The 21,073-nt window shown below is 62.2% G+C and carries 35 protein-coding genes and 1 tRNA gene; 4 read left to right on the top strand and 32 right to left on the bottom strand.

The genetic code is table 11. The features are described 5' to 3' along the window. Positions 1-9 precede the first annotated feature (9 nt). Entirely contained in the window at positions 10-924 is a 915-nt protein-coding gene (locus SynM161_RS01650; RefSeq protein ID WP_186541799.1) for a serine hydrolase, read from the top strand. Between the two features lie 16 nt (positions 925-940). On the opposite strand, the gene SynM161_RS01655 is transcribed toward SynM161_RS01650, so the two are convergent. Beyond that, positions 941-1,029 (bottom strand) — tRNA-Ser (locus tag SynM161_RS01655). 37 nt (positions 1,030-1,066) lie between these two features. Then, positions 1,067-2,197: an alanine racemase gene (gene alr / locus SynM161_RS01660; RefSeq protein WP_186541800.1), complete on the bottom strand. Its 1,131-nt coding sequence runs from the start codon at positions 2,195-2,197 to the stop codon at positions 1,067-1,069. 69 nt (positions 2,198-2,266) lie between these two features. On the opposite strand from alr, the gene SynM161_RS01665 reads away from it, so the two are divergent. Next, positions 2,267-2,767 (top strand): HNH endonuclease, encoded by a 501-nt coding sequence (locus tag SynM161_RS01665; protein WP_114987236.1) that lies wholly within the window; start codon positions 2,267-2,269, stop codon positions 2,765-2,767. 3 nt (positions 2,768-2,770) lie between these two features. Here SynM161_RS01665 and prfA read toward each other — a convergent pair whose 3' ends face one another. The 30 genes from prfA to rplC all read right to left on the bottom strand — a co-directional run bounded on the left by prfA (position 2,771) and on the right by rplC (position 19,211). Then, positions 2,771-3,868 (bottom strand): peptide chain release factor 1, encoded by a 1,098-nt coding sequence (prfA, locus tag SynM161_RS01670; RefSeq protein WP_186541801.1) that lies wholly within the window; start codon positions 3,866-3,868, stop codon positions 2,771-2,773. A gap of 15 nt (positions 3,869-3,883) precedes the next feature. Further along, positions 3,884-4,135, bottom strand: a complete 252-nt coding sequence (gene rpmE / locus SynM161_RS01675) for a 50S ribosomal protein L31 (protein ID WP_006851595.1) — start codon at positions 4,133-4,135, stop codon at positions 3,884-3,886. 11 nt (positions 4,136-4,146) lie between these two features. Next, positions 4,147-4,548 (bottom strand): 30S ribosomal protein S9, encoded by a 402-nt coding sequence (rpsI, locus tag SynM161_RS01680; protein WP_006849745.1) that lies wholly within the window; start codon positions 4,546-4,548, stop codon positions 4,147-4,149. Further along, positions 4,545-4,997: a 50S ribosomal protein L13 gene (rplM, locus tag SynM161_RS01685; RefSeq protein WP_114987243.1), complete on the bottom strand. Its 453-nt coding sequence runs from the start codon at positions 4,995-4,997 to the stop codon at positions 4,545-4,547. The genes rpsI and rplM overlap by 4 nt, the downstream gene beginning before the upstream one ends. Before the next feature lie 155 nt (positions 4,998-5,152). Beyond that, positions 5,153-6,034, bottom strand: a complete 882-nt coding sequence (gene truA, locus SynM161_RS01690) for a tRNA pseudouridine(38-40) synthase TruA (protein WP_186541802.1) — start codon at positions 6,032-6,034, stop codon at positions 5,153-5,155. Positions 6,035-6,059: 25 nt separating this feature from the next. Continuing rightward, complete coding sequence (rplQ, locus tag SynM161_RS01695; protein ID WP_186541803.1) at positions 6,060-6,410, bottom strand: 50S ribosomal protein L17; 351 nt, start codon at positions 6,408-6,410, stop codon at positions 6,060-6,062. Between the two features lie 49 nt (positions 6,411-6,459). After that, on the bottom strand, positions 6,460-7,398 hold the full coding sequence (locus SynM161_RS01700; protein WP_114987249.1) for a DNA-directed RNA polymerase subunit alpha: 939 nt from the start codon (positions 7,396-7,398) through the stop codon (positions 6,460-6,462). Between the two features lie 47 nt (positions 7,399-7,445). After that, on the bottom strand, positions 7,446-7,838 hold the full coding sequence (gene rpsK, locus SynM161_RS01705; protein ID WP_006850182.1) for a 30S ribosomal protein S11: 393 nt from the start codon (positions 7,836-7,838) through the stop codon (positions 7,446-7,448). 35 nt (positions 7,839-7,873) lie between these two features. Continuing rightward, positions 7,874-8,239, bottom strand: a complete 366-nt coding sequence (gene rpsM / locus SynM161_RS01710) for a 30S ribosomal protein S13 (protein WP_006850466.1) — start codon at positions 8,237-8,239, stop codon at positions 7,874-7,876. A gap of 71 nt (positions 8,240-8,310) precedes the next feature. Beyond that, positions 8,311-8,424, bottom strand: coding sequence for a 50S ribosomal protein L36 (rpmJ, locus tag SynM161_RS01715; RefSeq protein WP_006850859.1), 114 nt, complete (start codon positions 8,422-8,424; stop codon positions 8,311-8,313). A 46-nt stretch (positions 8,425-8,470) separates the two neighbouring features. Beyond that, positions 8,471-9,022: an adenylate kinase gene (locus SynM161_RS01720; protein WP_186541804.1), complete on the bottom strand. Its 552-nt coding sequence runs from the start codon at positions 9,020-9,022 to the stop codon at positions 8,471-8,473. 52 nt (positions 9,023-9,074) lie between these two features. Further along, positions 9,075-10,394: a preprotein translocase subunit SecY gene (gene secY / locus SynM161_RS01725; protein WP_115010466.1), complete on the bottom strand. Its 1,320-nt coding sequence runs from the start codon at positions 10,392-10,394 to the stop codon at positions 9,075-9,077. A gap of 104 nt (positions 10,395-10,498) precedes the next feature. Continuing rightward, positions 10,499-10,954 carry a 50S ribosomal protein L15 gene (rplO, locus tag SynM161_RS01730; protein ID WP_115010467.1) on the bottom strand — a complete coding sequence of 152 codons (456 nt, stop codon included), beginning with the start codon at positions 10,952-10,954 and terminating at the stop codon, positions 10,499-10,501. Positions 10,955-10,960: 6 nt separating this feature from the next. Further along, entirely contained in the window at positions 10,961-11,605 is a 645-nt protein-coding gene (gene rpsE, locus SynM161_RS01735) for a 30S ribosomal protein S5 (protein WP_011363379.1), read from the bottom strand. Positions 11,606-11,619: 14 nt separating this feature from the next. Beyond that, positions 11,620-11,988, bottom strand: a complete 369-nt coding sequence (gene rplR, locus SynM161_RS01740) for a 50S ribosomal protein L18 (protein WP_114987264.1) — start codon at positions 11,986-11,988, stop codon at positions 11,620-11,622. Between the two features lie 33 nt (positions 11,989-12,021). After that, positions 12,022-12,561: a 50S ribosomal protein L6 gene (rplF, locus tag SynM161_RS01745; RefSeq protein ID WP_114987267.1), complete on the bottom strand. Its 540-nt coding sequence runs from the start codon at positions 12,559-12,561 to the stop codon at positions 12,022-12,024. A gap of 14 nt (positions 12,562-12,575) precedes the next feature. Continuing rightward, on the bottom strand, positions 12,576-12,977 hold the full coding sequence (gene rpsH / locus SynM161_RS01750; RefSeq protein ID WP_006850769.1) for a 30S ribosomal protein S8: 402 nt from the start codon (positions 12,975-12,977) through the stop codon (positions 12,576-12,578). A gap of 19 nt (positions 12,978-12,996) precedes the next feature. Then, entirely contained in the window at positions 12,997-13,536 is a 540-nt protein-coding gene (rplE, locus tag SynM161_RS01755; RefSeq protein ID WP_006851706.1) for a 50S ribosomal protein L5, read from the bottom strand. Positions 13,537-13,576: 40 nt separating this feature from the next. Continuing rightward, positions 13,577-13,933: a 50S ribosomal protein L24 gene (gene rplX, locus SynM161_RS01760; protein ID WP_006852039.1), complete on the bottom strand. Its 357-nt coding sequence runs from the start codon at positions 13,931-13,933 to the stop codon at positions 13,577-13,579. A 2-nt stretch (positions 13,934-13,935) separates the two neighbouring features. Further along, positions 13,936-14,301: a 50S ribosomal protein L14 gene (gene rplN, locus SynM161_RS01765; RefSeq protein WP_006851211.1), complete on the bottom strand. Its 366-nt coding sequence runs from the start codon at positions 14,299-14,301 to the stop codon at positions 13,936-13,938. Continuing rightward, positions 14,298-14,594 carry a 30S ribosomal protein S17 gene (gene rpsQ, locus SynM161_RS01770; protein ID WP_006850241.1) on the bottom strand — a complete coding sequence of 99 codons (297 nt, stop codon included), beginning with the start codon at positions 14,592-14,594 and terminating at the stop codon, positions 14,298-14,300. Before rpsQ ends, rplN begins: the two co-directional genes overlap by 4 nt. A gap of 17 nt (positions 14,595-14,611) precedes the next feature. After that, positions 14,612-14,821 carry a 50S ribosomal protein L29 gene (rpmC, locus tag SynM161_RS01775; protein WP_115010469.1) on the bottom strand — a complete coding sequence of 70 codons (210 nt, stop codon included), beginning with the start codon at positions 14,819-14,821 and terminating at the stop codon, positions 14,612-14,614. A gap of 2 nt (positions 14,822-14,823) precedes the next feature. Then, positions 14,824-15,300: a 50S ribosomal protein L16 gene (gene rplP, locus SynM161_RS01780; RefSeq protein WP_006851743.1), complete on the bottom strand. Its 477-nt coding sequence runs from the start codon at positions 15,298-15,300 to the stop codon at positions 14,824-14,826. 16 nt (positions 15,301-15,316) lie between these two features. Then, positions 15,317-16,045 (bottom strand): 30S ribosomal protein S3, encoded by a 729-nt coding sequence (rpsC, locus tag SynM161_RS01785; RefSeq protein ID WP_186541805.1) that lies wholly within the window; start codon positions 16,043-16,045, stop codon positions 15,317-15,319. A 20-nt stretch (positions 16,046-16,065) separates the two neighbouring features. Further along, a complete protein-coding gene (gene rplV, locus SynM161_RS01790) occupies positions 16,066-16,431 on the bottom strand; it encodes a 50S ribosomal protein L22 (RefSeq protein ID WP_114987273.1) in 366 nt (121 codons plus the stop codon). A gap of 3 nt (positions 16,432-16,434) precedes the next feature. Then, entirely contained in the window at positions 16,435-16,710 is a 276-nt protein-coding gene (rpsS, locus tag SynM161_RS01795) for a 30S ribosomal protein S19 (protein ID WP_006849645.1), read from the bottom strand. 35 nt (positions 16,711-16,745) lie between these two features. Then, the gene (gene rplB, locus SynM161_RS01800) at positions 16,746-17,609 is read right to left on the bottom strand and encodes a 50S ribosomal protein L2 (RefSeq protein WP_006851794.1); all 864 of its coding nucleotides are present in this window, start codon (positions 17,607-17,609) and stop codon (positions 16,746-16,748) included. A 15-nt stretch (positions 17,610-17,624) separates the two neighbouring features. Then, a complete protein-coding gene (locus SynM161_RS01805) occupies positions 17,625-17,927 on the bottom strand; it encodes a 50S ribosomal protein L23 (RefSeq protein ID WP_006850625.1) in 303 nt (100 codons plus the stop codon). Then, on the bottom strand, positions 17,920-18,555 hold the full coding sequence (gene rplD, locus SynM161_RS01810) for a 50S ribosomal protein L4 (protein ID WP_114987276.1): 636 nt from the start codon (positions 18,553-18,555) through the stop codon (positions 17,920-17,922). Before rplD ends, SynM161_RS01805 begins: the two co-directional genes overlap by 8 nt. Next, positions 18,555-19,211 (bottom strand): 50S ribosomal protein L3, encoded by a 657-nt coding sequence (gene rplC, locus SynM161_RS01815; protein ID WP_186541806.1) that lies wholly within the window; start codon positions 19,209-19,211, stop codon positions 18,555-18,557. The genes rplD and rplC overlap by 1 nt, the downstream gene beginning before the upstream one ends. Before the next feature lie 381 nt (positions 19,212-19,592). On the opposite strand from rplC, the gene SynM161_RS01820 reads away from it, so the two are divergent. Both SynM161_RS01820 and SynM161_RS01825 read left to right on the top strand, forming a co-directional pair. Beyond that, on the top strand, positions 19,593-20,054 hold the full coding sequence (locus SynM161_RS01820; protein WP_115010549.1) for an NAD(P)H-quinone oxidoreductase subunit N: 462 nt from the start codon (positions 19,593-19,595) through the stop codon (positions 20,052-20,054). After that, positions 20,021-21,052 carry an LdpA C-terminal domain-containing domain gene (locus tag SynM161_RS01825; protein ID WP_186541807.1) on the top strand — a complete coding sequence of 344 codons (1,032 nt, stop codon included), beginning with the start codon at positions 20,021-20,023 and terminating at the stop codon, positions 21,050-21,052. The genes SynM161_RS01820 and SynM161_RS01825 overlap by 34 nt, the downstream gene beginning before the upstream one ends. Positions 21,053-21,073 lie beyond the last annotated feature (21 nt).

Here is a 21,073-nt window from a genome sequence, read left to right on the forward strand (position 1 = left end):
CGAATCGCTATGGCGTTCTACCGTCCCGATCCCGCAATGGCGGCTCGGCTTGAGGCGGCCCTCGATGGGCTCGATGCCGACGGTCGCCCGGGGCTGCGCAACAGCCTGGCGATCACCTGGGTGCGGTACGACGAAGCTGCACCGGAGGCGGGTCAGGGCCGTGGTGCTTCCTGGAACCAAGATCGGATCCTCTATCCGGCCAGCGTGGTGAAGCTGTTCTATGCCGTCGCCGTTGAGCAGTGGCTGCAACGGGACCTGATCCCTGAGAGCGACGAATTGCGGCGCGCGATGCGCGACATGATCGGTGATTCCAGCAACGATGCCACGGGGCTTGTGGTGGATCTGCTCACAGGCACCACCAGCGGCCCTGCCCTCCATGGCGAACGCTGGGAGCTTTGGACGCAGCAGCGTCGCTTGATCAATGGCTGGTTGCAGAGCCTGGCCTGGCCGGAACTTGAGGCGGTGAATTGCTGCCAGAAGACCTGGGGTGATGGTCCCTATGGCCGGGAGAAAATGTTCTATGGGGCCGACAACGGCAACCGCAATGGCTTGTCCACGGTTGCGACAGCCCGAATGCTGGAGGCGGTGATGACCGGTGCGGTGGTGTCGCCACCGGCCTGTCGTCGGCTGCAGGGTCTGTTGCGGCGCTCGCTCGATCAAAAGCAGCGTCGCGCTGATCCTGAAAACCAGGTGGATGGCTTCCTCGGCGAAGGCCTACCTGAGGACGCTCTGCTGTGGAGCAAAGCCGGCTGGATGAGTCAGGCCCGTCATGACGCCGCCTGGTTCCGGGAGTCTGAACAGCAGCCGCCCAGCTTGCTGGTGGTGTTCACCACGGGGCCTGATCGCGCCAGGGACGCATCCCTTTTGCCGGAGCTGGCACGGCAACTCAACCTGTTCACCATCTCAGAGGAGCCGGCGGATTGAGTTGATGGACTTGGAACGGAGAGGGAGGGATTCGAACCCTCGACAGAAGTTGCCTCCTGTAACTCCTTAGCAGGGAGCCGCTTTCAACCACTCAGCCACCTCTCCAGCGGCGCACCCAGAGTACCAAGTGCTGGGCAGGTAGTCAGACTTCAACGCGGGGCAGACGTCGTTTGAAACCACAGAGGATCTCCCAGGGAATCGAGCCGCAGTGGTTGCTCCAGCTTTGAGGGCTTAATTCCAGGTCGCCGTCCTGGCCCAGCAGAGTGACGATGTCGCCTTGCTCCAGCTCAGCTGCATCGGTGGCATCCAGCAGGAGCTGGTCCATGGTGATGGCTCCCACCTGAGGCAGCTGGCGATTGCGATGCAAGGCGTGGATGTGCCCGCTGAGGGACCGCAGAACACCATCGGCATAGCCGATCCCCACCACCGCAAGCCGCGTGGGGCGCTGGGTGATGAAGCGATGGCCGTAGCTGACTCCAGTGCCGGCGGGCACGTCGCGGATCAGGCTGACCCGGGCACGAACCGCCAGGGCGGGTTGCAGGGGAATGACGTTGCTCAGATGACTGGCGGGGGCATGGCCGTACAGGGCCAATCCAACGCGCACGAGGTCGTGGTGCAGCTCTCGGTTGAGCAGGGTCCCTGCCGAGTTGGCCAGATGGCGGGTGATGCCGGCACCCGCTTCAGGCAGGGCCGAGAGCATGCTCACGAAGCGCTCCTGCTGGAGGCTGGTCAAGGCATCGTTCGGCTCATCGGCACAGGCCAGGTGGCTGTAGATGCCCTCCAGATTGAGATGTTCCAGGCTCTTCAGCTCCGCCGCGGTCTGATGTCCCTCGCTGAGGGAGCAGCCCAGCCGTGCCATGCCGGTGTCGATCTTCAATTGCACGTCGAAACATCGACCGCTGTCGGCAGCCAGAGCGTTGCAGAGCTGGGCATCCCTGAGGCTGCTCAGGGTGGGCATCAACCGCCAGTGCAGGCAAGTGCGCAGGTCGTCCGGTTCATTGAGGTTGCTTAGCAACAGCACTGGTGCTTCCAGGCCGGCTCGCCGCAGCTCAAGGCCTTCCTGCAGCGTGGCTACGCCAAGGCTGGTGGCTCCCCCCTGAAGGGCAGCCCGTGCCACCGTCTCGGCGCCGTGGCCGTAGCCATCGGCCTTCACCACCGCCATCAGTTGGGTACGAGCACCGAGGTGTTGGCAGAGCGCCCTGGCGTTGGCCCGAATCGCTGCAGGTGAAACCTCCACCCAGGCGCGCTGACGTGGATTCAGCTCCGGAATCACAGGCGGTGCTCGGCGCTACCGAGACAGCTTCACATCGCCGATAGCATGACCATTATTGAGTGAGCTGGCATGGGCCAGGTTCTCGTTCTCAATGCGTCCTACGAGCCGCTCAATATCACCACCTGGAGACGGGCTGTGGTGATGATGCTGAAGGGCAAGGCCGAGAGTCTGGAACACGACCCCTGTCGGCAACTGCGTCAGGGCACCCACCTGCCAACGGTGATCCGCCTGCGCCAGTACGTTCGCGTTCCCTTTCGTCAGCTGCCCCTGACGCGTCGCAACCTCTTCCAGCGGGACAACCACACCTGCCAGTACTGCGGCAGTCGTGACAATCAGTTGTCCATCGACCATGTGATGCCTCGCAGTCGGGGAGGTAGCGACACCTGGGAGAACGTGACCACGGCTTGCCTCAGCTGCAATGTGCGCAAAGGCAATCGAACTCCGAAGGAAGCCGCCATGCCTCTGCGCCATGTGCCGCGGCGACCGGCCAGCAGCCTCAGTTTTGAGGCCCGGCGCCAGATCCATTCCGGTCATCACCAGGAATGGGCGAAGTACGTGATCGGTGCTTGACCGTCAGGCCTCGGCCTGATCGCTCAGCGCTTCGAGTTTCTGACGTTGCTCTTCGGCGATGCAGGCACCAATCAGGTCTTCTAGCTGGCCCTCCAACACAGGTTCCAGGGTGAAGTTTCGGCCCAGTCGGTGATCTGTGGTTCGGTTGTCTTTGTAGTTGTAGGTGCGGATTTTTTCAGAGCGGTCACCACTGCCCACTTGGGCGCGTCGGTCGCTGCTTTCGCGTTCTGCGGCAGCCGCCTGCTCCCGCTCCAACAATTTGGCGCGCAGGATCTCTAGGGCCCGTTCCCGGTTCTGCAGCTGGGAGCGTTCCTGGGTGCAGAACACGCGGATGCCCGTGGGTTTGTGGAGAAGGTCCACAGCTGTTTCCACCTTGTTGACGTTCTGCCCCCCAGCACCGCCTGAACGCGCGGTGCTGATATCGAGATCCTTCGGGTCGAGCTGAACTTCCACGGCATCGGCTTCGGGCATCACGGCCACCGTGGCTGTTGAGGTGTGGACCCGACCCTGGGATTCCGTGGCCGGGACCCGTTGCACCCGATGCACTCCCGCTTCAAATTTCAGTTGGCTGTAGACGCTGTCGCCACGCACCGACAGGATCAGTTCGCGAAACCCGCCCAGGTCGGCCTCGGTGCAGCTGATGGATTGCACGGCCCAGCCCACTTTTTGGCTGTACCGCTCATACATCCGTGCCAGATCACCGGCCCAGAGACAGGCCTCGTCGCCGCCTGCGCCGGCACGAATTTCCAGCATCACACTGCGCTCATCGCGGGGATCCCGCGGCAGCAGAGCCAGGGTGAGCCGCTCTGTCAGCGTTGAGTGCTGTTCCTGGAGGCTGGCCAACTCATCCTGCGCCAGTTCCTCCATTGCAGCGTCACCGCGACTGTCTTTCAGCAGCTGACGTGCGGAATCACGCTCGGATTCGAGCTTCTGGAGTTCCTCGAAGTCGAGCACGAGTGGCTCAAGTCTTGATCGCTCCCGTGCGATCGATTCAAGCCGCTTCGGATCAGCGGCCACATCAGGATCAGCCAGCTGCCGCTCGAGGTTGCGGAAGCTGGCTGTGGCTGTTTCCAGCCGTGTGAACAAGGTCGAGGCGTCCATGCCCCGTTCTCACCCTCAGGCCTTTGACTCGGCCTTGGCAGAGTCGGCACCTTTTTTCTTGGTGCCCATGCCGTACTTCTTCATGAAGCGGTCCACACGACCCTCGGTGTCGAGGATCTTCTGGGTGCCGGTGAAGAAGGGGTGGTTGCCACTCCAGACGTCGACGTGGATCTCCGGCTGGGTGGCGCCTGTGGTCATGACCACTTCGCCGTTGCAGATCACCTTGGCGTCGGGATACCAGGTGGGATGAATGTCGGGCTTTGGCATCGGTAAAAAAATCAGCGCTTGGAGAACTGAGGAGCCTTACGGGCTTTCTTGAGGCCGTACTTGCGGCGTTCCTTGGCACGGGGGTCGCGGCTGAGGTGACCTTCCGTCTTCAGCGGCTTGCGGTTGTCGGCAGACAATTCACACAGGGCGCGGGCTGCACCTTGCTTGATGGCGCCGGACTGACCGGTGAGTCCACCACCGTGAACGTTGACGAGGATGTCGTACTCGCTGCTGAGGCCGAGGGTCTCCAAGGGAGCCTTCACCGCTGCGATGTACGAGGGGTTGTAGTTCAGATAGTTGTCACCGGGACGACCATTGATGGTGATCGTTCCATTGCCGGGGACGAGACGAACACGGGCGACAGAGGTCTTGCGACGACCGGTGCCCCAGTAGACGACGGAGTTGTTGCTCATTGGGCGGATGCGGAGGGGTTGAGCTGAAGAGGCTGGGGCTTTTGAGCGGCGTGGGGATGCTCGGTGCCTTTGTAGACCTTGAGCTTGCGGAACATCTGGCGGCCCAGGGCGTTGTGGGGGAGCATGCCTTTGATGGCCTTCTCCACGATCCGCTCGGGGATCCGTTCCTGCAGAGCTTCGAAGGTTTCCACCTTCATGCCGCCGGGACGACCGGAGTGACGGCGGTACAGCTTCTGCTGGGGCTTACGGCCGGAGACTTTGATCTTCTCGGCGTTCACGACGACGACAAAATCACCGGTGTCCAGATGGGGGGTGAAGCTGGGGTTGTTCTTGCCACGCAGCACGGCGGCCACTTCAGTGGCCAGACGGCCGAGGGTTTGATTCTCAGCGTCCACCACGTACCACTGGCGGTCGATCGAATCAATCGGGGGGAGAGAGGTCTTGTTCATCGCGCCGGCATGCCGGTTCGGTTATGTCCCGCCTGAAGAAGCGGAACTGGGCAAAGGGGTCGGTCCAGAACTGGACCTGACGGGGCTAAAGATCGAGCTTACTCTTCGGCCCTCCAGCTCCAGTGAGTTGGGCAGCTTTCGAAGTAGAGGCCCGTTTATCCCGGCGTTGAGGGTGGACCCGGAGGCGGATCGCTCTCGGCCAGAAAAAACCACGGCTGACAATCGTACCAGCCGGCTTTGGTGAAGATGGGCTCGGCATAGCCAGCCCGAAGCAGGCAGAGGCCCGTGGCCGGCGCCGCCTCTTTCACCTCATGGCGTCGTCGTTCCCTCCAGCGCTGTTCAAAGGCGGCAACACTGAGACGGTGCTCGCCAACGGCCACCAACTGGGCCATCAGCAGGCGAACCATGCCGTACAGAAAACCACTGGCCTGAATCTCAACCCGCAGAAGATCGCCTTGGCGCTCCACGAGCACCTCCTGCACGGTGGTTCGGGCATGGGCGCGACGGCTGCCTGCCTTCATGAAGGCGCTGAAGTCGTGCAGACCAAGCATGCTGCTCAAAGCGTCCCGCATGCGGGACTCATCCAGTCTGTGTTGGTAACGGTGCCAGCTCCAGGGGCTTAAAAACAAATTCGGGCGGCGCCCGTTGTGAATCGTGTACCGGTATCGCCTGTAGGTGGCGGAGTAACAGGCATGCCAATCCAGGGGACGGGCGACGGATTCGCGCACACGAATGGTGCTCGGCAGGCGTCCGTTCAAAGCCGGGGCCCATTTGCGAGCTGGGATCGGGCCACTGCAGTCGAAGTGCACCACCTGACCGGCGGCATGAACGCCTGCATCGGTGCGACCGGCGGCAAAGGTCTGCACCGGTCGGTGCGGATCAAGCTGGGCGATGGCGTCCTCCAGCACGGCCTGAACACTGCGACCGTTGCGTTGGCGCTGCCACCCACAAAACGAAGAACCCTCGTACTGAAGGCTGAGCGCGATCCGCTGAAGGGACGCTGGCTCAGGACCTGCAGACGAGGGTTGGGTGTTCAAACGTCAGAACTGACGTGAGGTCTGATCAGACCAGTTCAATGATGGCCATCTCGGCGTTGTCGCCACGACGGGGAACGGTGCGGGTGATGCGGGTGTAGCCACCCTTGCGATCGCTGTAGCGGTTGGGAGCCTTGTCGAACAGGGCATGCACCAGCTGCTTGTCGTAGATGTAACCCATGGCCCGGCGACGGGAGGCGAGGCTGCCGTCCTTGGCCAGGGTGATCATGCGCTCGGCTTGGTCGCGAAGCGCTTTGGCCCGTGCCTTGGTGGTGGTGACCCGACCTTCGCGAATCAGCTGGGTGGTCAGGGCGCGCAGCATTGCCTTGCGCTGGTCAGCTGGACGTCCCAGCTGAGGAACTCGGCATTGATGACGCATGGTTCTGTCGGTGACGAAGACGAAAAAGGACGTTCAGGCCGTTCTGCAGTTATGCAGAAGTGCGGCTCTGGGGGATGGAGATGCCGATGCGCTCGAGGGCTTCGATCACTTCATCAGCGGATTTGGAACCGAAGTTCTTGATCTCCAGAAGATCCTCGTAGCTGAAGCCCATCAGGTCAGACACGGAGTTGACCTGGGCCCGCTTGAGGCAGTTGTAGGCGCGAACCGAAAGGTTCAGTTCCTCAAGAGGAATCTGTGCTTCCGCCGAGGGCTCGGGTTCAGCAGGAACTTCCTCCACGAGAGTGACCGTGGCCAGCGGCTGGAACAGCTCAATCAATTGATTGGCTGATTGAGCCAGGGCGTCGTCGGGGGTAATGGAGCCGTCGGTGACGATCTCCATCCGCAGGCGCTCGCGGGCCGAACCGCCTTCGGCAACGGCGGTTTCGTCGATGGTGAAGTTGACCCGGGTCACGGGCATGAACACGGCATCGATCTGGAGCAGATCGATGGCACTGGTTTCTTCGTTGTGACGATCCACCGGGCGATAGCCAACGCCGCGCTCGACGTGCACTTCCAGCTCGAGGCTGTGGCCGTCGGCCACGGTGGCGATCGGACGATCGGCGTCCACCACCTGCACCTGAGAGGAGAACTGAAGATCTCCAGCTTTCACTTCAGCGGGACCAGCCACCACGAGACGACCGATCTCGAGTTCGGCCGAACGGCTGTTGACGGTGAGCTCCTTGCAGTTCAGCAGGATGTCGAGAACGTCTTCACGGACCCCAGGAACCGTGGCGTATTCGTGATTGACACCGGCAATCCGGATGGCGGTGACAGCACTGCCTTCCAGCCCACCCATCAGCACGCGACGCAGCGCGTTGCCCAGGGTCGTGGCCTGGCCACGCTCGAGGGGACCGATCAGGAAAACGCCGGACTGGGCGCGATCCTCGGCCACCTGATGCTCAATGCGATCAATCTGGTACTGCAACACGGTCTGAATCGGGGTAAGGGGAGAAACCGGACGGAAATCAGCTCGGTTCAGACGCGGCGGCGCTTGGGCCGGCGGCAACCGTTATGGGGCAGGGGGGTGACGTCGCGAATCAGGGTGATTTCGAGGCCAGCAACCTGGAGAGCACGGATAGCGGTCTCACGGCCTGAGCCAGGACCCCTCACCAGCACTTCGATCTGACGCATGCCTTGGTCAAGGGCGCGACGTGCTGCTGCTTCTGCAGCTGTTTGAGCCGCGAAGGGGGTGCCTTTGCGAGCACCTTTGAAGCCACTGGCACCTGCAGACGACCAGGAAATCACCTCACCGGCGGTGTCGGTGATGGACACGATGGTGTTGTTGAAGGTGCTCTGGATGTGAGCGACGCCGTTCGGGACGTTGCGCTTGGCCTTCTTGGGGCCGGATTTTTTGACGGTTTTAGCCATGGCCGTATGCAGTCAGGGATAAGGATGTAGAGGACTTACTTCTTCTTGCCGGCCACAGTTTTCCGCGCGCCGCGGCGAGTGCGGGCGTTTGTGCGGGTGCGTTGGCCACGAACGGGAAGGCTCATGCGGTGGCGACGGCCACGGACGCAGCCGATGTCCTGCAGGCGCTTGAGGGCCATGCCCTCCTGACGGCGCAGATCGCCTTCGAGGGTGTACTCCTCCATGGCGTTGCGGAGCTTCTGAAGATCTCCGTCCTCCAGATCTTTCACCCGGATGTCGGGGTTCACGCCGGTTTTGGCCAGGATGGCCTGTGAGCGGGTGAGACCAACTCCGTAGATGTAAGTGAGGGACACTTCGATCCGCTTGTCGCGGGGAATGTCAACGCCGGCGATCCGTGCCACGTTCGTTTAGTTGAAAAGGACAGATGCCTCCGAAGTCCTGGAGGCGAGGAATGTTTCAGAACAGCGGGGGATCAGCCCTGGCGCTGTTTGTGCTTGGGGTTGGCGCAAATGACCATGACCTTGCCGTGGCGACGGATCACCCGGCACTTGTCACACATTTTTTTCACTGAGCTGCGCACCTTCATGAGGCGTGGCTCTCCAAATTTCCAAACGGCAACGTTACCATGCCGGTCAACCGAGAACGGAGTCGATCCGCTTGGTGATCTCCTCGACTGTGCCCTGGGCGGGGACGGAAACGAGGAGACCCTTGTCGCTGTAGAAGCGAATCAGGGGTGCGGTTTTCTCGCGGTAAACCTCCAGGCGATTGCGGATCACCGTTTCGTTGTCGTCGGCGCGACCGCGGGCCAACAGCCGTTCAATCAAAACGGCGTCATCCAGCTCCAGCAGAACCACGGCCTGGATGGGTTGCTGTAATTCGGCCAGCAGGGGTTCGAGTGCTTCAGCCTGGGGCACCGTGCGCGGGAACCCATCCAGTAGCCAGCCATCGGTGGTGAGAGCTTTCATCTGGCTTTCCACAATCGCCAGCACAAGGGCGTCGCTCACCAGTTCGCCGCGGTTCATCACCGCTTCAGCTTCTTTGCCCAGATCGCTGCCGGCTGCTACTTCAGAGCGCAGCAGATCGCCTGTGGACAGATGCTTCATGCTGTTGGCATCGCACAGCCGAGCGGCTTGGGTGCCTTTGCCGGCTCCGGGAGGGCCAAGAAAGAGCAAGCGATTTTTCATGGTTGCGTAAGCGTGAGGTGACGTGAACGGAAGGTGCGCTGCCCAGCAGCGCTCACTGGCGAACGAGGCCTTCGTAGCGTTGTGAGATCACATAGGTCTGCACCTGCTTGGCCGTGTCGATGGCCACACCGACAAGGATCAGCAGCGATGTGGCGCCAAGCCCCTGGAAGGTCTGCACATTCGTGGCGCGTTCGACGGCCGCGGGAATGATGGCGACGGCGCCGAGGAACAGACCACCCAGCAAGGTAAGGCGGTTCTGGACTCCTGAGAGATAAGTGGCCGTGGCGCTGCCGGGGCGAACGCCTGGAATCGCCACACCACCCCGTTTCAGGTTGGTGGCGATGTCAGCGGGATTCACCGTGAGAGAGGCATAGAAATAGGAGAAGCCCAGGATCAACGCAAAAAATGTGAGTGCGTATGGCCAGGGGTTCGCTGCCCCAGGATTCAGGGCACTGGCCGCACGGATCAACCACTCACTCTTGGTGAGGTTGGCGATGGTGACCGGCAGGAAAATCAGGGCTGAAGCGAAAATGATCGGCATCACACCGCCGGCATTCAGCTTGAGCGGCAGATAGCTCTGACGCGTGGGGAGCACACCTGCTCCACCCACCTGGCGCTTGGCGCTGACGATGGGGATACGGCGAGCTCCCTCCTGCACGAAGATGATTCCAACGATCGTGGCCAGGAACACCAGCACCAGAACAATGATGCCCAGCACGGTGTCGCGGTCACCGGTTTGAGCGGCTTCGATCGTGGCGCCGAGGGTGCGCGGCAGGGTGGCGACGATGTTCAGAAAAATCACAAGGGAAGCCCCCTGGCCGATGCCTCGCTCCGTGATCACTTCACTCAGCCACATCACCACCATCGAGCCGGTGACCAGGGCCAGTGCCGTCTGAACCACGAAGGTCACTTCGCTCAGACCTTCCACGGCGTATTGGCGCAGGATCATGGCGAAGACGACGCTCTGGACGAGACCCCAACCGAGCGCCACATAACGGGTGATCTGGGCGATTTTGCGTCGGCCAGCCTCGCCTTCATTCTTCTGGAGGTCTTCCAGCTGCGGCAGCGCTGCGGTCAGCAGCTGGAGGATGATCGAGGCGTTGATGAAAGGCAGGATCCCCAGGGCAAAGATGCCCAGGGTGGAGATCCCGCCGCCGGTGAAGATGTCGAGAAAACCGATCAGCTGTCCGCCTTGATCGATGAATTGCTTGAACGCTTCCCGATCGATTCCGGGCATTGGGATGTAAATCCCAAGACGCACCAACAACAGCAGGCCGAGTGTGGTGAGCACGCGACTGCGGAGCCCAGGGTTGGTGATCAGCTGGCCGATCACTTCGGAGGCGTTGGGGTTGCGACCCCGACTGACGAGCATGTCCGGAAGAAAGTGAAGTTGGGCGAAAAGCCAAGAAGCCGCCCGTGGATCGAAATCCAGCGGACGGCTCAGACCCTAGGGCTGACTTGGGGACGAGCCCTTGATTAGTCGAGAATTTCGCAGGTGCCGCCTGCGGCTTCGATCTTGGTGCGGGCCGAGGCGGTGAACGCCGCGGCTTGCACTGTCAGCTTTTTGGCTTTCAGTTCACCGTTGCCGAGCATCTTCAGAGGATGCTTGGGGCTGGTCACGATGCCGTCCTTGACCAGGGAATCCAAGTTGACGGTGCTGCCGTCCTTCAGGTCGTTCAACGCAGAAACGTTGAGCACGGTGAAGAACTTGGGATTCACCAGGGGGAAGTGCTTCAGCTTCGGCACCCGGCGGTACAGAGGCATTTGGCCACCCTCGAAGCCGGGGCGCGTGGGGCGACCCGAACGGGATTTCTGGCCGCGCATACCGAAGCCGCAGCTGGCACCCTGACCAGCGGCGATGCCGCGGCCCTTGCGCAATTTGCGGCGACGAGCGCCCTTGTTGGATTTGAGGGAATCGAGTCGGAGAGTCATCGCGAATCAGGAATAGATCTGTTCGAGGGAGATTCCCCGTTCCTTCGCCGTCTCCTTGTGGGTGCGGAGAAGCGACAGGGCCACCATGGCAGCCCGTGCATTGTTCAGGGGGGTCTTGCTGCCCAGGCGCTTGGCCAGGACATTCTTGATGCCGGCGAGTTCGAGCACTGTGCGGATGGAACCGCCAGCGATCACACCGGTACCAGGGGCTGCAGGGCGGATGAGCACGCTGGCAGCACCATCACGACCATTGGAGAGGGTCGGGATGGAGTTGTGGCGGGTCAACGGCACTTTGACCAGGTGCTTCTTGCCATCGGCAACACCCTTGCGGACGGCACCGATCACATCACCGGCCTTGCCGACGCCAACGCCGACCTGGCCTTTCTCGTTGCCGACAACCACGATGGCCCGGAAGCTCATCTTCTTGCCGCCTTTCACGGTCTTGGAGACGCGGCGGATCTGAACCACGCGCTCTTGCCATTCGGAATCGCGCTCCTGGCCGCGACGGCCACCACGCCGGTCGCCACGACGACCATCACGGTCGCCACGGCCGCGGCGCTGTTCCTGTTGCTGCTGCCCTTCGGCTGCCGCTGGAACGTCGGCCGCACCCGGCACGGCGTTGGGATTGGATTGGGGGGAGGAATCTGTCATGGGTTGAGCAGGAATCAGAACTGAAGGCCCGCTTCCCGGGCGGCATCGGCGAGGGCTTTAATCCGGCCGTGGTACAGATTTCCGCCGCGGTCGAACACCACCTGCTGGATGCCTTTGGCGATGGCGCGCTTGGCGACCAGTTCGCCGACGGCGACAGAGGCGTCGCAGCTGCCAGCCGGAGCCTTGAGGCCGGCGCGCAGCTCCTTGTCAACGGTGGAGGCGGAGCAGAGTGTGCTCTGGGCCGCGTCGTCGATGACCTGGGCGTAGATGTGGTTGTTGGAGCGGAACACGGCCAGACGCGGACGGTCTGAGGTTCCGGTGATGTGACGACGCAGACGCCGGTGGCGTTTTTGCGTCTGCTGTTTGCGGGACAGTTGGGACATGGTGGGTGAAGGGAAGGAACGTCAGGACAAGGCTTATTTCTTGCCGGACTTGCCTGCCTTGCGCAGGATGCGCTCGCCCTCGTACTTGATGCCTTTGCCCTTGTAGGGCTCGGGCGGACGGATGGCGCGGACCTTGGCGGCTTCGTTGCCCACCAGCTCCTTGTCGATGCCGGAGACGATCACCTTGGTGTTGTTCTCCACCTTGAAGGTGATGCCTTCAGGGGCTTCCATCTCGACGGGGTGGCTGTAGCCAGCACTCACTACGAGAGTTTTGCCTTTGACCTGGGCACGGGAGCCCACACCAACGATCTCCAGGGCTTTGCTGTAGCCGTTGCTGACACCCTCGATCATGTTGGCGACGAGGGTGCGGCTCAGGCCGTGGCGCTCACGGGAGATGCGCTTGGTGCTCGTGGGGGAGACCACGATGGTGTTGTTGTCCTGGCTGACGCTGACGCCTTCAGGAAGGGTGCGCTCCAGTTCGCCTTTGGGTCCTTTCACCTTGACGGTGAGACCGTCGAGGGAAACCGTGACCTTTTCAGGGACGGGAACAGGGTTTTTGCCGATTCGTGACATGGTTCAGCTCCGGATCAGTAGACGTAACAGAGCACTTCGCCACCGACGCCCTCACGACGGGCGTCGCGGTCGCTCATCACACCTTTGGAGGTGGAGATGATCGCCACACCCAGTCCGCCGAGGACTTTGGGCAGGCCGCGAGTGTTCTTGTAGATGCGGAGACCGGGCTTGCTGACCCGCTGCATGGAGCGGATGGTGGGCAGCCTGTGCTTGCCGCTGTACTTGAGGGCGAGCACCAGTTCGGTGCGAACGCCTTCACCCTGCTCGCTGATCTCGGAGATGAAGCCCTCCTGCTGCAGCACCTTGGCGATGCTGCGGGTCATCCGCGAAGCGGGGATCTTGGTGGTTTCGTGACGTTTCTCACTCGCATTGCGAATGCGGGTGAGCATGTCGGAAATGGGGTCGTGGTTGGCCATAGGTGTCGACGGGGAGGGCTCAGTTGCTCTGGAACGGCATTCCCATCTCGCGGAGGAGGGCCCGGCCCTCTTCGTCCGAACGGGCAGTGGTCACGATGGTGATGTCCATGCCCCGGATCGCATCGATCTTGTCGAAGGAGATCTCAGGGAAAATGATTTGTTCGCGCACCCCAAGGGTGTAGTTGCCGCGGCCATCGAAACTCTTGGGGCTGACCCCGCGGAAGTCGCGGATGCGGGGCAGCGCCAGGTTGATCAGGCGCTCGAGGAAGGCATACATCCGATCACCACGGAGGGTGACGGCACAGCCGATCGGCATGCCCTGCCGAATCTTGAAGCCGGCGATGGCTTTTTTGGCACGGGTCACAACGACCTTCTGGCCGGTGATCTGCGCCAGCTCATTCACCGAAGCCTCGAGGGACTTGGCATTAGCGGCGGCTTCGCCGAGACCCCGGTTGACGGTGACTTTCACCACCTTGGGGACTTCATGGATGTTGGTGAGGGAGAGATCCTTCTGCAGCTTGGGCTGGATGGTCTCCCGGTAGCGCTTCTTGAGTGACATAACGGGTTGGGGTGCTTCTGGGCGTGGTCAGAAGTCGGGATCAGTCGAGGACTTCACCGGTTTTCTTCAGCCGGCGCTTCTTGGTGCCGTCCTTCTCGACGACGATTTCAACGCGGCTGGCCACCTTTTTGTCGGTGGAATACAGCATCACGTTGGAGGCATGCAGGGATGCTTCCTCCGTCACGATGCGGCCGGTCTCGCCCTCCTGGGTGGGCTTTTCGTGGCGGGTGCGCATGTTCACGCCCTCCACGACGACACGGTTTTCGTTGGGCAGGGTGCGCAGAACGGCACCGGTCTTGCCCTTGTCCTTGCCGGCGATCACCTGAACGGTGTCGCCTTTGCGGATGCGCATCTTGATGCGCTCGGTGGCCTTGGCCTTGGTGGTTGCAGTCGCCATGGTCAGATCACCTCCGGAGCGAGGGACACGATTTTGGTGAAGCTGCGCTCACGCAGCTCACGGGCCACCGGTCCGAAGACGCGGGTGCCTTTCGGGTTTTTGTCGTCGTTGATGATGACGGCGGCGTTGTCGTCGAAACGGATCGAGTTTCCGGTTTCACGACGCATGGTGGCTTTGGTGCGCACCACAACGGCCTTCACCACGTCGGACTTTTTGACGCCCATGTTGGGGGCGGCATCCTTCACGGCGGCAACGATCACGTCGCCCACGTGGGCATAGCGACGGTTGGTGCCGAGGACGCGAATGCACTGAATGCGCTTGGCGCCGCTGTTGTCGGCAACGGTGAGATAGGACTCCTGCTGGATCACTGCTTCACCTCCTGAGCTTCAGCCTTGTTGGCTTCCTCAGCCGCAGCTTTCGGGCTGTGGCTGAGGACCTCGGCGATGGCCCACCGCTTTTGGCGGCTCATCGGACGGGTTTCAGTGATGCGAACGCGGTCACCGACGCGACAGGTGTTGTCTTCGTCGTGAGCCTTGTAACGGGTGGTACGGCTGACCGTCTTTTGATAGATGGGGTGTGGGAAGCGGCTTTCCACCGCGACCACCACCGTTTTTTCCATCTTGTCGCTGACGACGGTGCCGATCCTTTCCTTGACTGCCATGGTTACGGAGTGGGGGATCAGGAGGCGGTGGAGCGCTGGCGCTCCGACTGCACCGTCAGCAGCTGGGCCAGCTTGATGCGGACCTCTTTGAAACGGTGCGTGTTAGCGAGCTGGCGCGTGGCCTGCTGGAAACGGAGTTGGAACAGCTCGCGGCGCAGGCCGTCGATCTGTTCGTTGATGTCCGAATCGGACAGGCTGCGCACATCGGCGGCGTTGGGACGGGCCATGGTCAGGACTCCACGGTGACGGCTTCAGAAGCTGCCGGAGCCTTGGCACCAGCTGACTTCTCCTGCTCATCCAGTTGGATGAACTTGGTCTTCACGGGAAGCTTGTACTGCGCGAGGCGCATGGCTTCCTTGGCGATTTCGGGGGTGATTTCATCACCGCCCATCTCGAACAGGATCCTGCCGGGCTTGATCACCGCCACCCAGAATTCTGGGTTGCCCTTACCGGAACCCATCCGGGTTTCGGCAGCGCGCATGGTGACCGGCTTGTCGGGGAAGATCCGGATCCAGATTTTTCCGCCACGCTTGACGTAGCGGGTCATGGCACGACGGCTGGCCTCGATCTGGCGCGAGGTGATCCAGCCACATTCCTGTGCCTGCAGCGCGAATTGTCCGAAGGCAATGGTGTTGCCCCGGGTGGCGACGCCGCGCATGCGGCCTCGCTGCTGCTTACGGAATTTGACGCGTTTTGGACTCAGCATGGTTCAGGCCTCCTGTTCAACCCTCGTTTGAGCGGTCTTCGAACTGTTGGGGCCGACGGCTGGCCCGGCGCCGGGGGGCGGCACCCACCGGCATGGGCTGAGCCTGTTCGCTCAGCACTTCGCCCTTGAACACCCAAACCTTGATGCCGAGCACGCCGTAGGTCGTGCTGGCCACCTTGGTGGCGTAGTCGATGTCGGCACGCAGGGTGTGAAGGGGCACCCGACCCTCGCGGGTCCATTCCGTCCGGGCGATCTCAGCACCGTTCAGGCGACCGGACACCTGGATCTTCAGACCCAGAACGCCGGCACGCTGAGCGCGCTGCACAGCCATGCGAATGGTGCGGCGGAAGGCCACACGCTTCTCCAGCTGCTGGGCGATGTACTCGGCAAGGAGGAAGGCATCACCGTCGACGCGTTCGACCTCGACAACATTGATCCGCACCTGACGACTGGTGTCGCCGACGGTCTTCTGAATGCCGGAGCGAAGCTCTTCGATGCCGCTGCCTTGACGGCCGACCAGCACGCCGGGGCGTGCGGTCTTGAGTTCAACTTCCAGTTGATCGGCCTTACGGGCGATCAGCACATCGCTGATGCCGGCGGAGCCGTACTTCTTGTGGATGAACTTGCGAATCCGGTCGTCCTCCTGGAGGAGGGCCGGATAGTTCTTGCTGGAGGCGTACCAGCGTGACCGGTGTTCCTGGGTGATCCCCAGGCGCAGACCGGTTGGGTTGATTTTGTGTCCCATTGGGTCAGAGTCCTCGGGGGTCAGGAATCGGTCTGAGCCGCCACAGCAATGCTGATGTGGCAGGTCTGTTTCTTGATCTGGTAAGCCCGGCCCTGGGCGCGGGGGCGATAGCGCTTCATGGAGGGGCCCATGTCAGCGGTCGCGCTCGAGATCACCAGAGATGAGGGGTCGAGACCGAGGTTGTGCTCAGCGTTGGCCACCGCAGACCGGAGCACCTTGGTGATCGGGCCGGTGGAGCGGTAGGGCATGAACTCGAGCATGATCAGCGCGTCGCGATAGGTGCGGCCACGGATTTGGTCGAGCACACGGCGCACCTTCGACACGGAGCCTCGGATGAAGCGACCGTGAGCCTGGGCGGTGGGTGCCGTTTGGGTTGACGATGTCATGGTTTAGCGGCCTCCTTTCTTGTCTCTGATGTGGCCCTTGAAGGTGCGGGTGGGAGCGAACTCTCCCAGCTTGTGGCCCACCATCTGCTCGGTGATGAACACCGGCACATGGGTGCGGCCGTTGTGAACCGCGATCGTGTGGCCGATCATCATCGGCAGGATCGTGGAGGCCCGTGACCAGGTCTTGATCACAGACTTGTCGTCGTTGTCGTTCTGCTTTTCAACCTTGCGAAGCAGGCTGTCGGCAATAAACGGACCTTTTTTGAGTGAACGTCCCATAACGGTTTAAGCAAGCGGATAAGTGATGGTTTGCATCAGGAATCGCGTCCGCCACGGCTCCGCTTGGAGGTCTTGCGACGCTTCCGGAGCACGTATTGGTTGCTGGGTTTGTTCCGCTTGCGGGTCTTGAGACCGAGGGCGGGTTTGCCCCAGGGGGTCACCGGGCCGGAACGGCCGATCGGTGCACGACCCTCACCACCACCGTGGGGGTGATCGCAGGGGTTCATCACACTGCCTCGAACCTGAGGACGGCGACCGAGCCAGCGGCGACGACCGGCCTTACCCAGGCTGGTGTTGCGCATCTCGGAGTTACCGACCTCGCCGAGGGTGGCGTAGCACTCGCGGCGAACCAGGCGAACCTCGGTGGAGGGCAGCTTCAGAGCGACGTAGTCGCCTTCTTTCGCCATCACCTGGGCACTGGCACCGGCGGTACGGACCATCTGGCCACCACGACCGGCGTAGAGCTCAACGCAGTGAACCGCCGAACCGAGGGGCACCGAGGACAACGGCATGGCATTGCCGTTTTCGATCGGGGCATCAGGGCCGGAGACTACGGTCTGGCCCACCTGAACTCCTGCAGGAGCAAGGATGTAGCGCTTCTCGCCATCGGCGTAGAAGAGCAGTGCCAGACGCGCGTTGCGGTGCGGGTCGTAGTGAATCGCGGCCACCTTGGCGGGGACACCGTGCTTGTTGCGACGGAAATCCACCACGCGATAGAGGCGCTTGTGGCCACCACCGCGGTGGCGGCAGGTGATCACACCGCGGTTGTTGCGGCCCTTGCGGCGGTGTTTGGCCACCACCAGGGTCCGCTCCGGCTTGCGGCTGGTGATCTCACTGAAATCAGTGACCACCCGGGTGCGGGTACCGGGGGTGTAGGGGCGGAAATTACGGATTGCCATGACGATTCAGACCCCTCAGGACTCAGGGAAGAGTTGGATCGAGTTGCCCTCCGCCAGGCGCACCACGGCTTTCTTCACCTGGGCACGTTTGCCGGCGAAGCGACCCATGCGACGGGAGCGTCGCGGAGGATTCATGGTGCTGATGCCGGTGACCTTCACATCGAAGAGCTGCTCAATGGCGGCCTTGATGTCGGGCTTTGCGGCGCGGTGGTCCACCTCGAAGGTGTACTGGTTGATTTCGAGGGCGCGGGTGGCCTTCTCGGTGATCAGGGGACGGCGGATCACATCCGCCAGGCGTCCTTGGAAACGTTCAGTCATCGCCGTAGACCTCCTGGATGGTTGCGAGAGCTTCCTCGCCCAGCACCAGAGCATTGGCGTGGAGCAGGTCGAAGACGTTCAGCTGATCTGCGGAGATCAACTTGACTTTCTCCAGGTTGCGCACGGAACGGCGCACAACATCGGAGGGGTTTGTCAGAACGATGAGCACCTTGGAGCCGGCAGCAACACCGAGGCGACCCAGAGCATCTGTGATCTCACGGGTCTTGGGGGCCTCCAGCGAAGCACCGAAGTCCTTCACGACGGTCACATCGTCAATGCGGGCCATCAGCGCGGTGCGCAGGGCCAGACGACGCTCCTTGCGGTTCATCGCAAGGTTGTACGTGCGGGGCTTGGGTCCAAAGATGATGCCGCCGCCGGGTTTCAGAGGAGTGCGGATCGATCCCTGACGGGCCCGACCAGTTCCTTTCTGCTTGTAGGGCTTGCGACCACCACCGCGCACTTCTGAGCGGGTGAGGGTGCTGGCGGTTCCTTGGCGTGCATGGGCCTGCTGACGCAGAACGGCCCGATGCATCAGGTCAACGGCGGTGGTCTCTTTGGCCACCTTCAGGTCCAGGGTTGCCTTGCCGGCTTCCTTGCCCTGCCAATCACGAACGACACAACTGGCCATCACTTACCTCCTTTGGCGGGCTTGGCGCCCACGCGCAAGGCCGGGCGGATGTTGAGCAGCGCACCAGGCTTGCCGGGCACGGATCCCTTCACCACCAGCAGGTTGTGCTCGCTGTCCACCTTGAGGATGGTCAGGCCGCGGGTGGTGATTTTCTTGCCGCCGTAGCGACCGGCCATCCGCTTTCCGGGATAGATGCGGCCCGGGGTCGTACCGGCACCGGTCGAACCGGGCTCGCGGTGGTTCTTCGAACCGTGGGTCATCGGACCCCGGCTGAAGCCGTGGCGCTTCTGGTAGCCAGCGAAGCCGCGGCCGACGGTGTCACCGCTGACGTCCACCTTTTGGCCGGCTTCGAAATCGCCGACGGTGATGGCGCCACCGAGTTCGAGACCTTCAACGCTCTCGACGCGGTATTCGCGCAGATGACGAAGAAGGCCCTCACCGGATTTGTTGAGGTGACCCTGGGCGGGCTTGTTGATCAGCTTCTCGCGGGTTTCGCCAAAGCCGATCTGCACTGCGGAATAACCGTCAGTGTCGTCGTTTTTGAGTTGGGTGATGCGGCAGGGGCCGGCTTCGATCAAGGTGACCGGAACAGCTCTGCCCTGCTCGTCGAAGAACTGGGACATACCCAGCTTCTTCCCGAGGATGCCGATGGACATGGATGGGGAGGAAGCGCCAGCGTGGACAACCACCAGGCGGAGAACCGCATGGGGTCAGGTGCTGATCGATTGGACGCAGACGTGGTTCGAAGCGGAACTCCCGAAGGAGTGGATTCGAATGGGCTAGCGAACGATTCAGCGAGGCTGGGACTTGCATCTGCACGATGTGCTGTTGCAGTTTCCCGACGGAGATCTCCGAAGAAAGCTTCCGTACTGGCCTGGGGATTCGACGCAATCGTCGAATCTGTTCTGCCGACTGGAGGCCCGGCTAGCGGACGGGCACAGAAACACAGAACAAACATCGAACCTACAACACCGACCTTCCCTCTCCCCTGATCCCTCTGCCTGCTGCCAGAATCTCCTCCAATCCCTGTAGCTGCCATGCCTCTGCTTCTCACCGGTCAGGCATTTCGCCGTGATCTCGAAGCCAATGGCTGTCTGGCGGTGCAGGCTCCGCTCGAAGGCGGTGCAGAAACCCGTCTATTAAGACGTCTGCGCGGCGCCGGTTACAGCACCCGCATGACTTCGGCCCGTGGTCTTGGTGATCCGGAGGTGTTTCTCACCCAGAAGCACGGCATTCGTCCGCCCCATCTCGGCCATCAAAGTGTTGGTCGTGGTGCTGCTGTGGGAGAAGTGCAGGAGGTGGCTCCCCAGCTCGGCGACCTGTTTGAAGGTGATGCTCCCGTGGCTCTCTGGCTGCTGGAAGGCCAGGTGCTCTCGCGCTCCGAACTTCTTTCGCTCTGCGATCTCTGCAAGCGCGAACCGCGTTTGCGCATCATCGTGGAGATGGGTGGTGCTCGCAGCCTGCAGTGGGAACCGATGACCACATATCTGAAGGTCTGACGCCTGACGACGCCCTCGTTCAGGGCCGCTGGGTCAAGCTGATCTGTGGAGCAAGCAACCAGGATCTGCCGGCCATTGCCGACCTGACCGCAGTCTTTGCGGCTGTTGGTGTTCATTGCGTTGATGTGGCGGCCGATCCAGCGGTTGCCCTGGCAGCGCGTCGCGGCCTGGACTGGGCTGAGGCGCAAACAGGGCGTCGCCCCTGGCTGATGGTGAGCCTCAGCGATGGCACCGATGCTCACTTCCGCAAGGCCTGGTTCGATCCTGGCCGCTGCCCTGTGGACTGTCCGCGGCCCTGCGAAAGGATTTGTCCGGCGTCAGCGATTCCGCCCGCTGCTGGCATCGACCAGCAGCGTTGTTATGGCTGCGGCCGCTGCCTGCCGGCTTGCCCCCATGGGCTGATTGAGGAGCGCGACCACCGCTTGGCGCCCGAACAGGTGATCTCCCTGCTCCAATCGATTCAGCCCGATGCTGTGGAGATTCACACCGCATCTGGGCATGACGAGGGCTTCGCAACGCTGATCCAAAGCCTTCAGCAGCACAAGGTTCCCTTGCGGCGCTTGGCTGTGAGCTCCGGCTTGGAGGGCCACGGCGTGAAGGCCGATCAGTTGGCTGATTTGCTTTGGCGTCGCTACTCCCGCCTGCGGCAAGCCGGTTACAGACCCCTCTGGCAGCTGGATGGGCGTCCGATGAGCGGTGATGTGGGGGCTGGCACCGCGCGGGCTGCAGTTCAGCTCTGGCGTGCCATGCGAAGTCTGGCCCCGCCGGGCCCGCTGCAGCTGGCCGGTGGTACCAACGCCGCAACGCTGGAGTTCCTGCGTCCGACGGAGCGGCCGGCTGGCATCGCCTTTGGTGGTGTGGCCCGTCGCTTGCTGATGCCTGTGCTGGATGAGGCGCAAACCCGTGGCCTTGCCCTGTGGCAATGGCCCGAGGGTTGGAAGCGTGCCCTCTCCCTCGCGCGTCCATTGGTTGCGCCATGGCTGCAGCGCTCTTGCTAGAAGGCTGAAACGCGCAGATCC

It is taken from the genome of Synechococcus sp. M16.1 (assembly GCF_014279895.1).
Lineage (GTDB): Bacteria > Cyanobacteriota > Cyanobacteriia > PCC-6307 > Cyanobiaceae > Parasynechococcus.

Coding starts and splice junctions, on each gene's coding strand:
- rpsI (WP_006849745.1), bottom strand. CDS start 4,548: ATGAGCAACAACTCCGTCGTCTACTGGGGCACCGGTCGTCGCAAGACC.
- rplD (WP_114987276.1), bottom strand. CDS start 18,555: ATGGCCAGTTGTGTCGTTCGTGATTGGCAGGGCAAGGAAGCCGGCAAG.
- SynM161_RS01720 (WP_186541804.1), bottom strand. CDS start 9,022: ATGAAAAATCGCTTGCTCTTTCTTGGCCCTCCCGGAGCCGGCAAAGGC.
- SynM161_RS01665 (WP_114987236.1), top strand. CDS start 2,267: ATGGGCCAGGTTCTCGTTCTCAATGCGTCCTACGAGCCGCTCAATATC.
- rplC (WP_186541806.1), bottom strand. CDS start 19,211: ATGTCCATCGGCATCCTCGGGAAGAAGCTGGGTATGTCCCAGTTCTTC.
- rpmC (WP_115010469.1), bottom strand. CDS start 14,821: ATGGCCCGTCCCAACGCCGCCGATGTGCGCAGCCTGTCCGATTCGGAC.
- rpmE (WP_006851595.1), bottom strand. CDS start 4,135: ATGCCAAAGCCCGACATTCATCCCACCTGGTATCCCGACGCCAAGGTG.
- rpsE (WP_011363379.1), bottom strand. CDS start 11,605: ATGACAGATTCCTCCCCCCAATCCAATCCCAACGCCGTGCCGGGTGCG.
- rplQ (WP_186541803.1), bottom strand. CDS start 6,410: ATGCGTCATCAATGCCGAGTTCCTCAGCTGGGACGTCCAGCTGACCAG.
- rpsC (WP_186541805.1), bottom strand. CDS start 16,045: ATGGGACACAAAATCAACCCAACCGGTCTGCGCCTGGGGATCACCCAG.
- rplM (WP_114987243.1), bottom strand. CDS start 4,997: ATGAACAAGACCTCTCTCCCCCCGATTGATTCGATCGACCGCCAGTGG.
- rpsK (WP_006850182.1), bottom strand. CDS start 7,838: ATGGCTAAAACCGTCAAAAAATCCGGCCCCAAGAAGGCCAAGCGCAAC.
- rpmJ (WP_006850859.1), bottom strand. CDS start 8,424: ATGAAGGTGCGCAGCTCAGTGAAAAAAATGTGTGACAAGTGCCGGGTG.
- rpsQ (WP_006850241.1), bottom strand. CDS start 14,594: ATGGCAGTCAAGGAAAGGATCGGCACCGTCGTCAGCGACAAGATGGAA.
- rplE (WP_006851706.1), bottom strand. CDS start 13,536: ATGTCACTCAAGAAGCGCTACCGGGAGACCATCCAGCCCAAGCTGCAG.
- rpsS (WP_006849645.1), bottom strand. CDS start 16,710: ATGGGACGTTCACTCAAAAAAGGTCCGTTTATTGCCGACAGCCTGCTT.
- SynM161_RS01805 (WP_006850625.1), bottom strand. CDS start 17,927: ATGACTGAACGTTTCCAAGGACGCCTGGCGGATGTGATCCGCCGTCCC.
- SynM161_RS01820 (WP_115010549.1), top strand. CDS start 19,593: ATGCCTCTGCTTCTCACCGGTCAGGCATTTCGCCGTGATCTCGAAGCC.
- rplR (WP_114987264.1), bottom strand. CDS start 11,988: ATGTCCCAACTGTCCCGCAAACAGCAGACGCAAAAACGCCACCGGCGT.
- rplV (WP_114987273.1), bottom strand. CDS start 16,431: ATGACATCGTCAACCCAAACGGCACCCACCGCCCAGGCTCACGGTCGC.
- SynM161_RS01650 (WP_186541799.1), top strand. CDS start 10: ATGGCGTTCTACCGTCCCGATCCCGCAATGGCGGCTCGGCTTGAGGCG.
- rplB (WP_006851794.1), bottom strand. CDS start 17,609: ATGGCAATCCGTAATTTCCGCCCCTACACCCCCGGTACCCGCACCCGG.
- rpsH (WP_006850769.1), bottom strand. CDS start 12,977: ATGGCCAACCACGACCCCATTTCCGACATGCTCACCCGCATTCGCAAT.
- rplF (WP_114987267.1), bottom strand. CDS start 12,561: ATGTCACGAATCGGCAAAAACCCTGTTCCCGTCCCTGAAAAGGTCACG.
- prfA (WP_186541801.1), bottom strand. CDS start 3,868: ATGGACGCCTCGACCTTGTTCACACGGCTGGAAACAGCCACAGCCAGC.
- rplX (WP_006852039.1), bottom strand. CDS start 13,933: ATGGCGACTGCAACCACCAAGGCCAAGGCCACCGAGCGCATCAAGATG.
- rplO (WP_115010467.1), bottom strand. CDS start 10,954: ATGACTCTCCGACTCGATTCCCTCAAATCCAACAAGGGCGCTCGTCGC.
- rplP (WP_006851743.1), bottom strand. CDS start 15,300: ATGCTGAGTCCAAAACGCGTCAAATTCCGTAAGCAGCAGCGAGGCCGC.
- secY (WP_115010466.1), bottom strand. CDS start 10,394: ATGCTCGTCAGTCGGGGTCGCAACCCCAACGCCTCCGAAGTGATCGGC.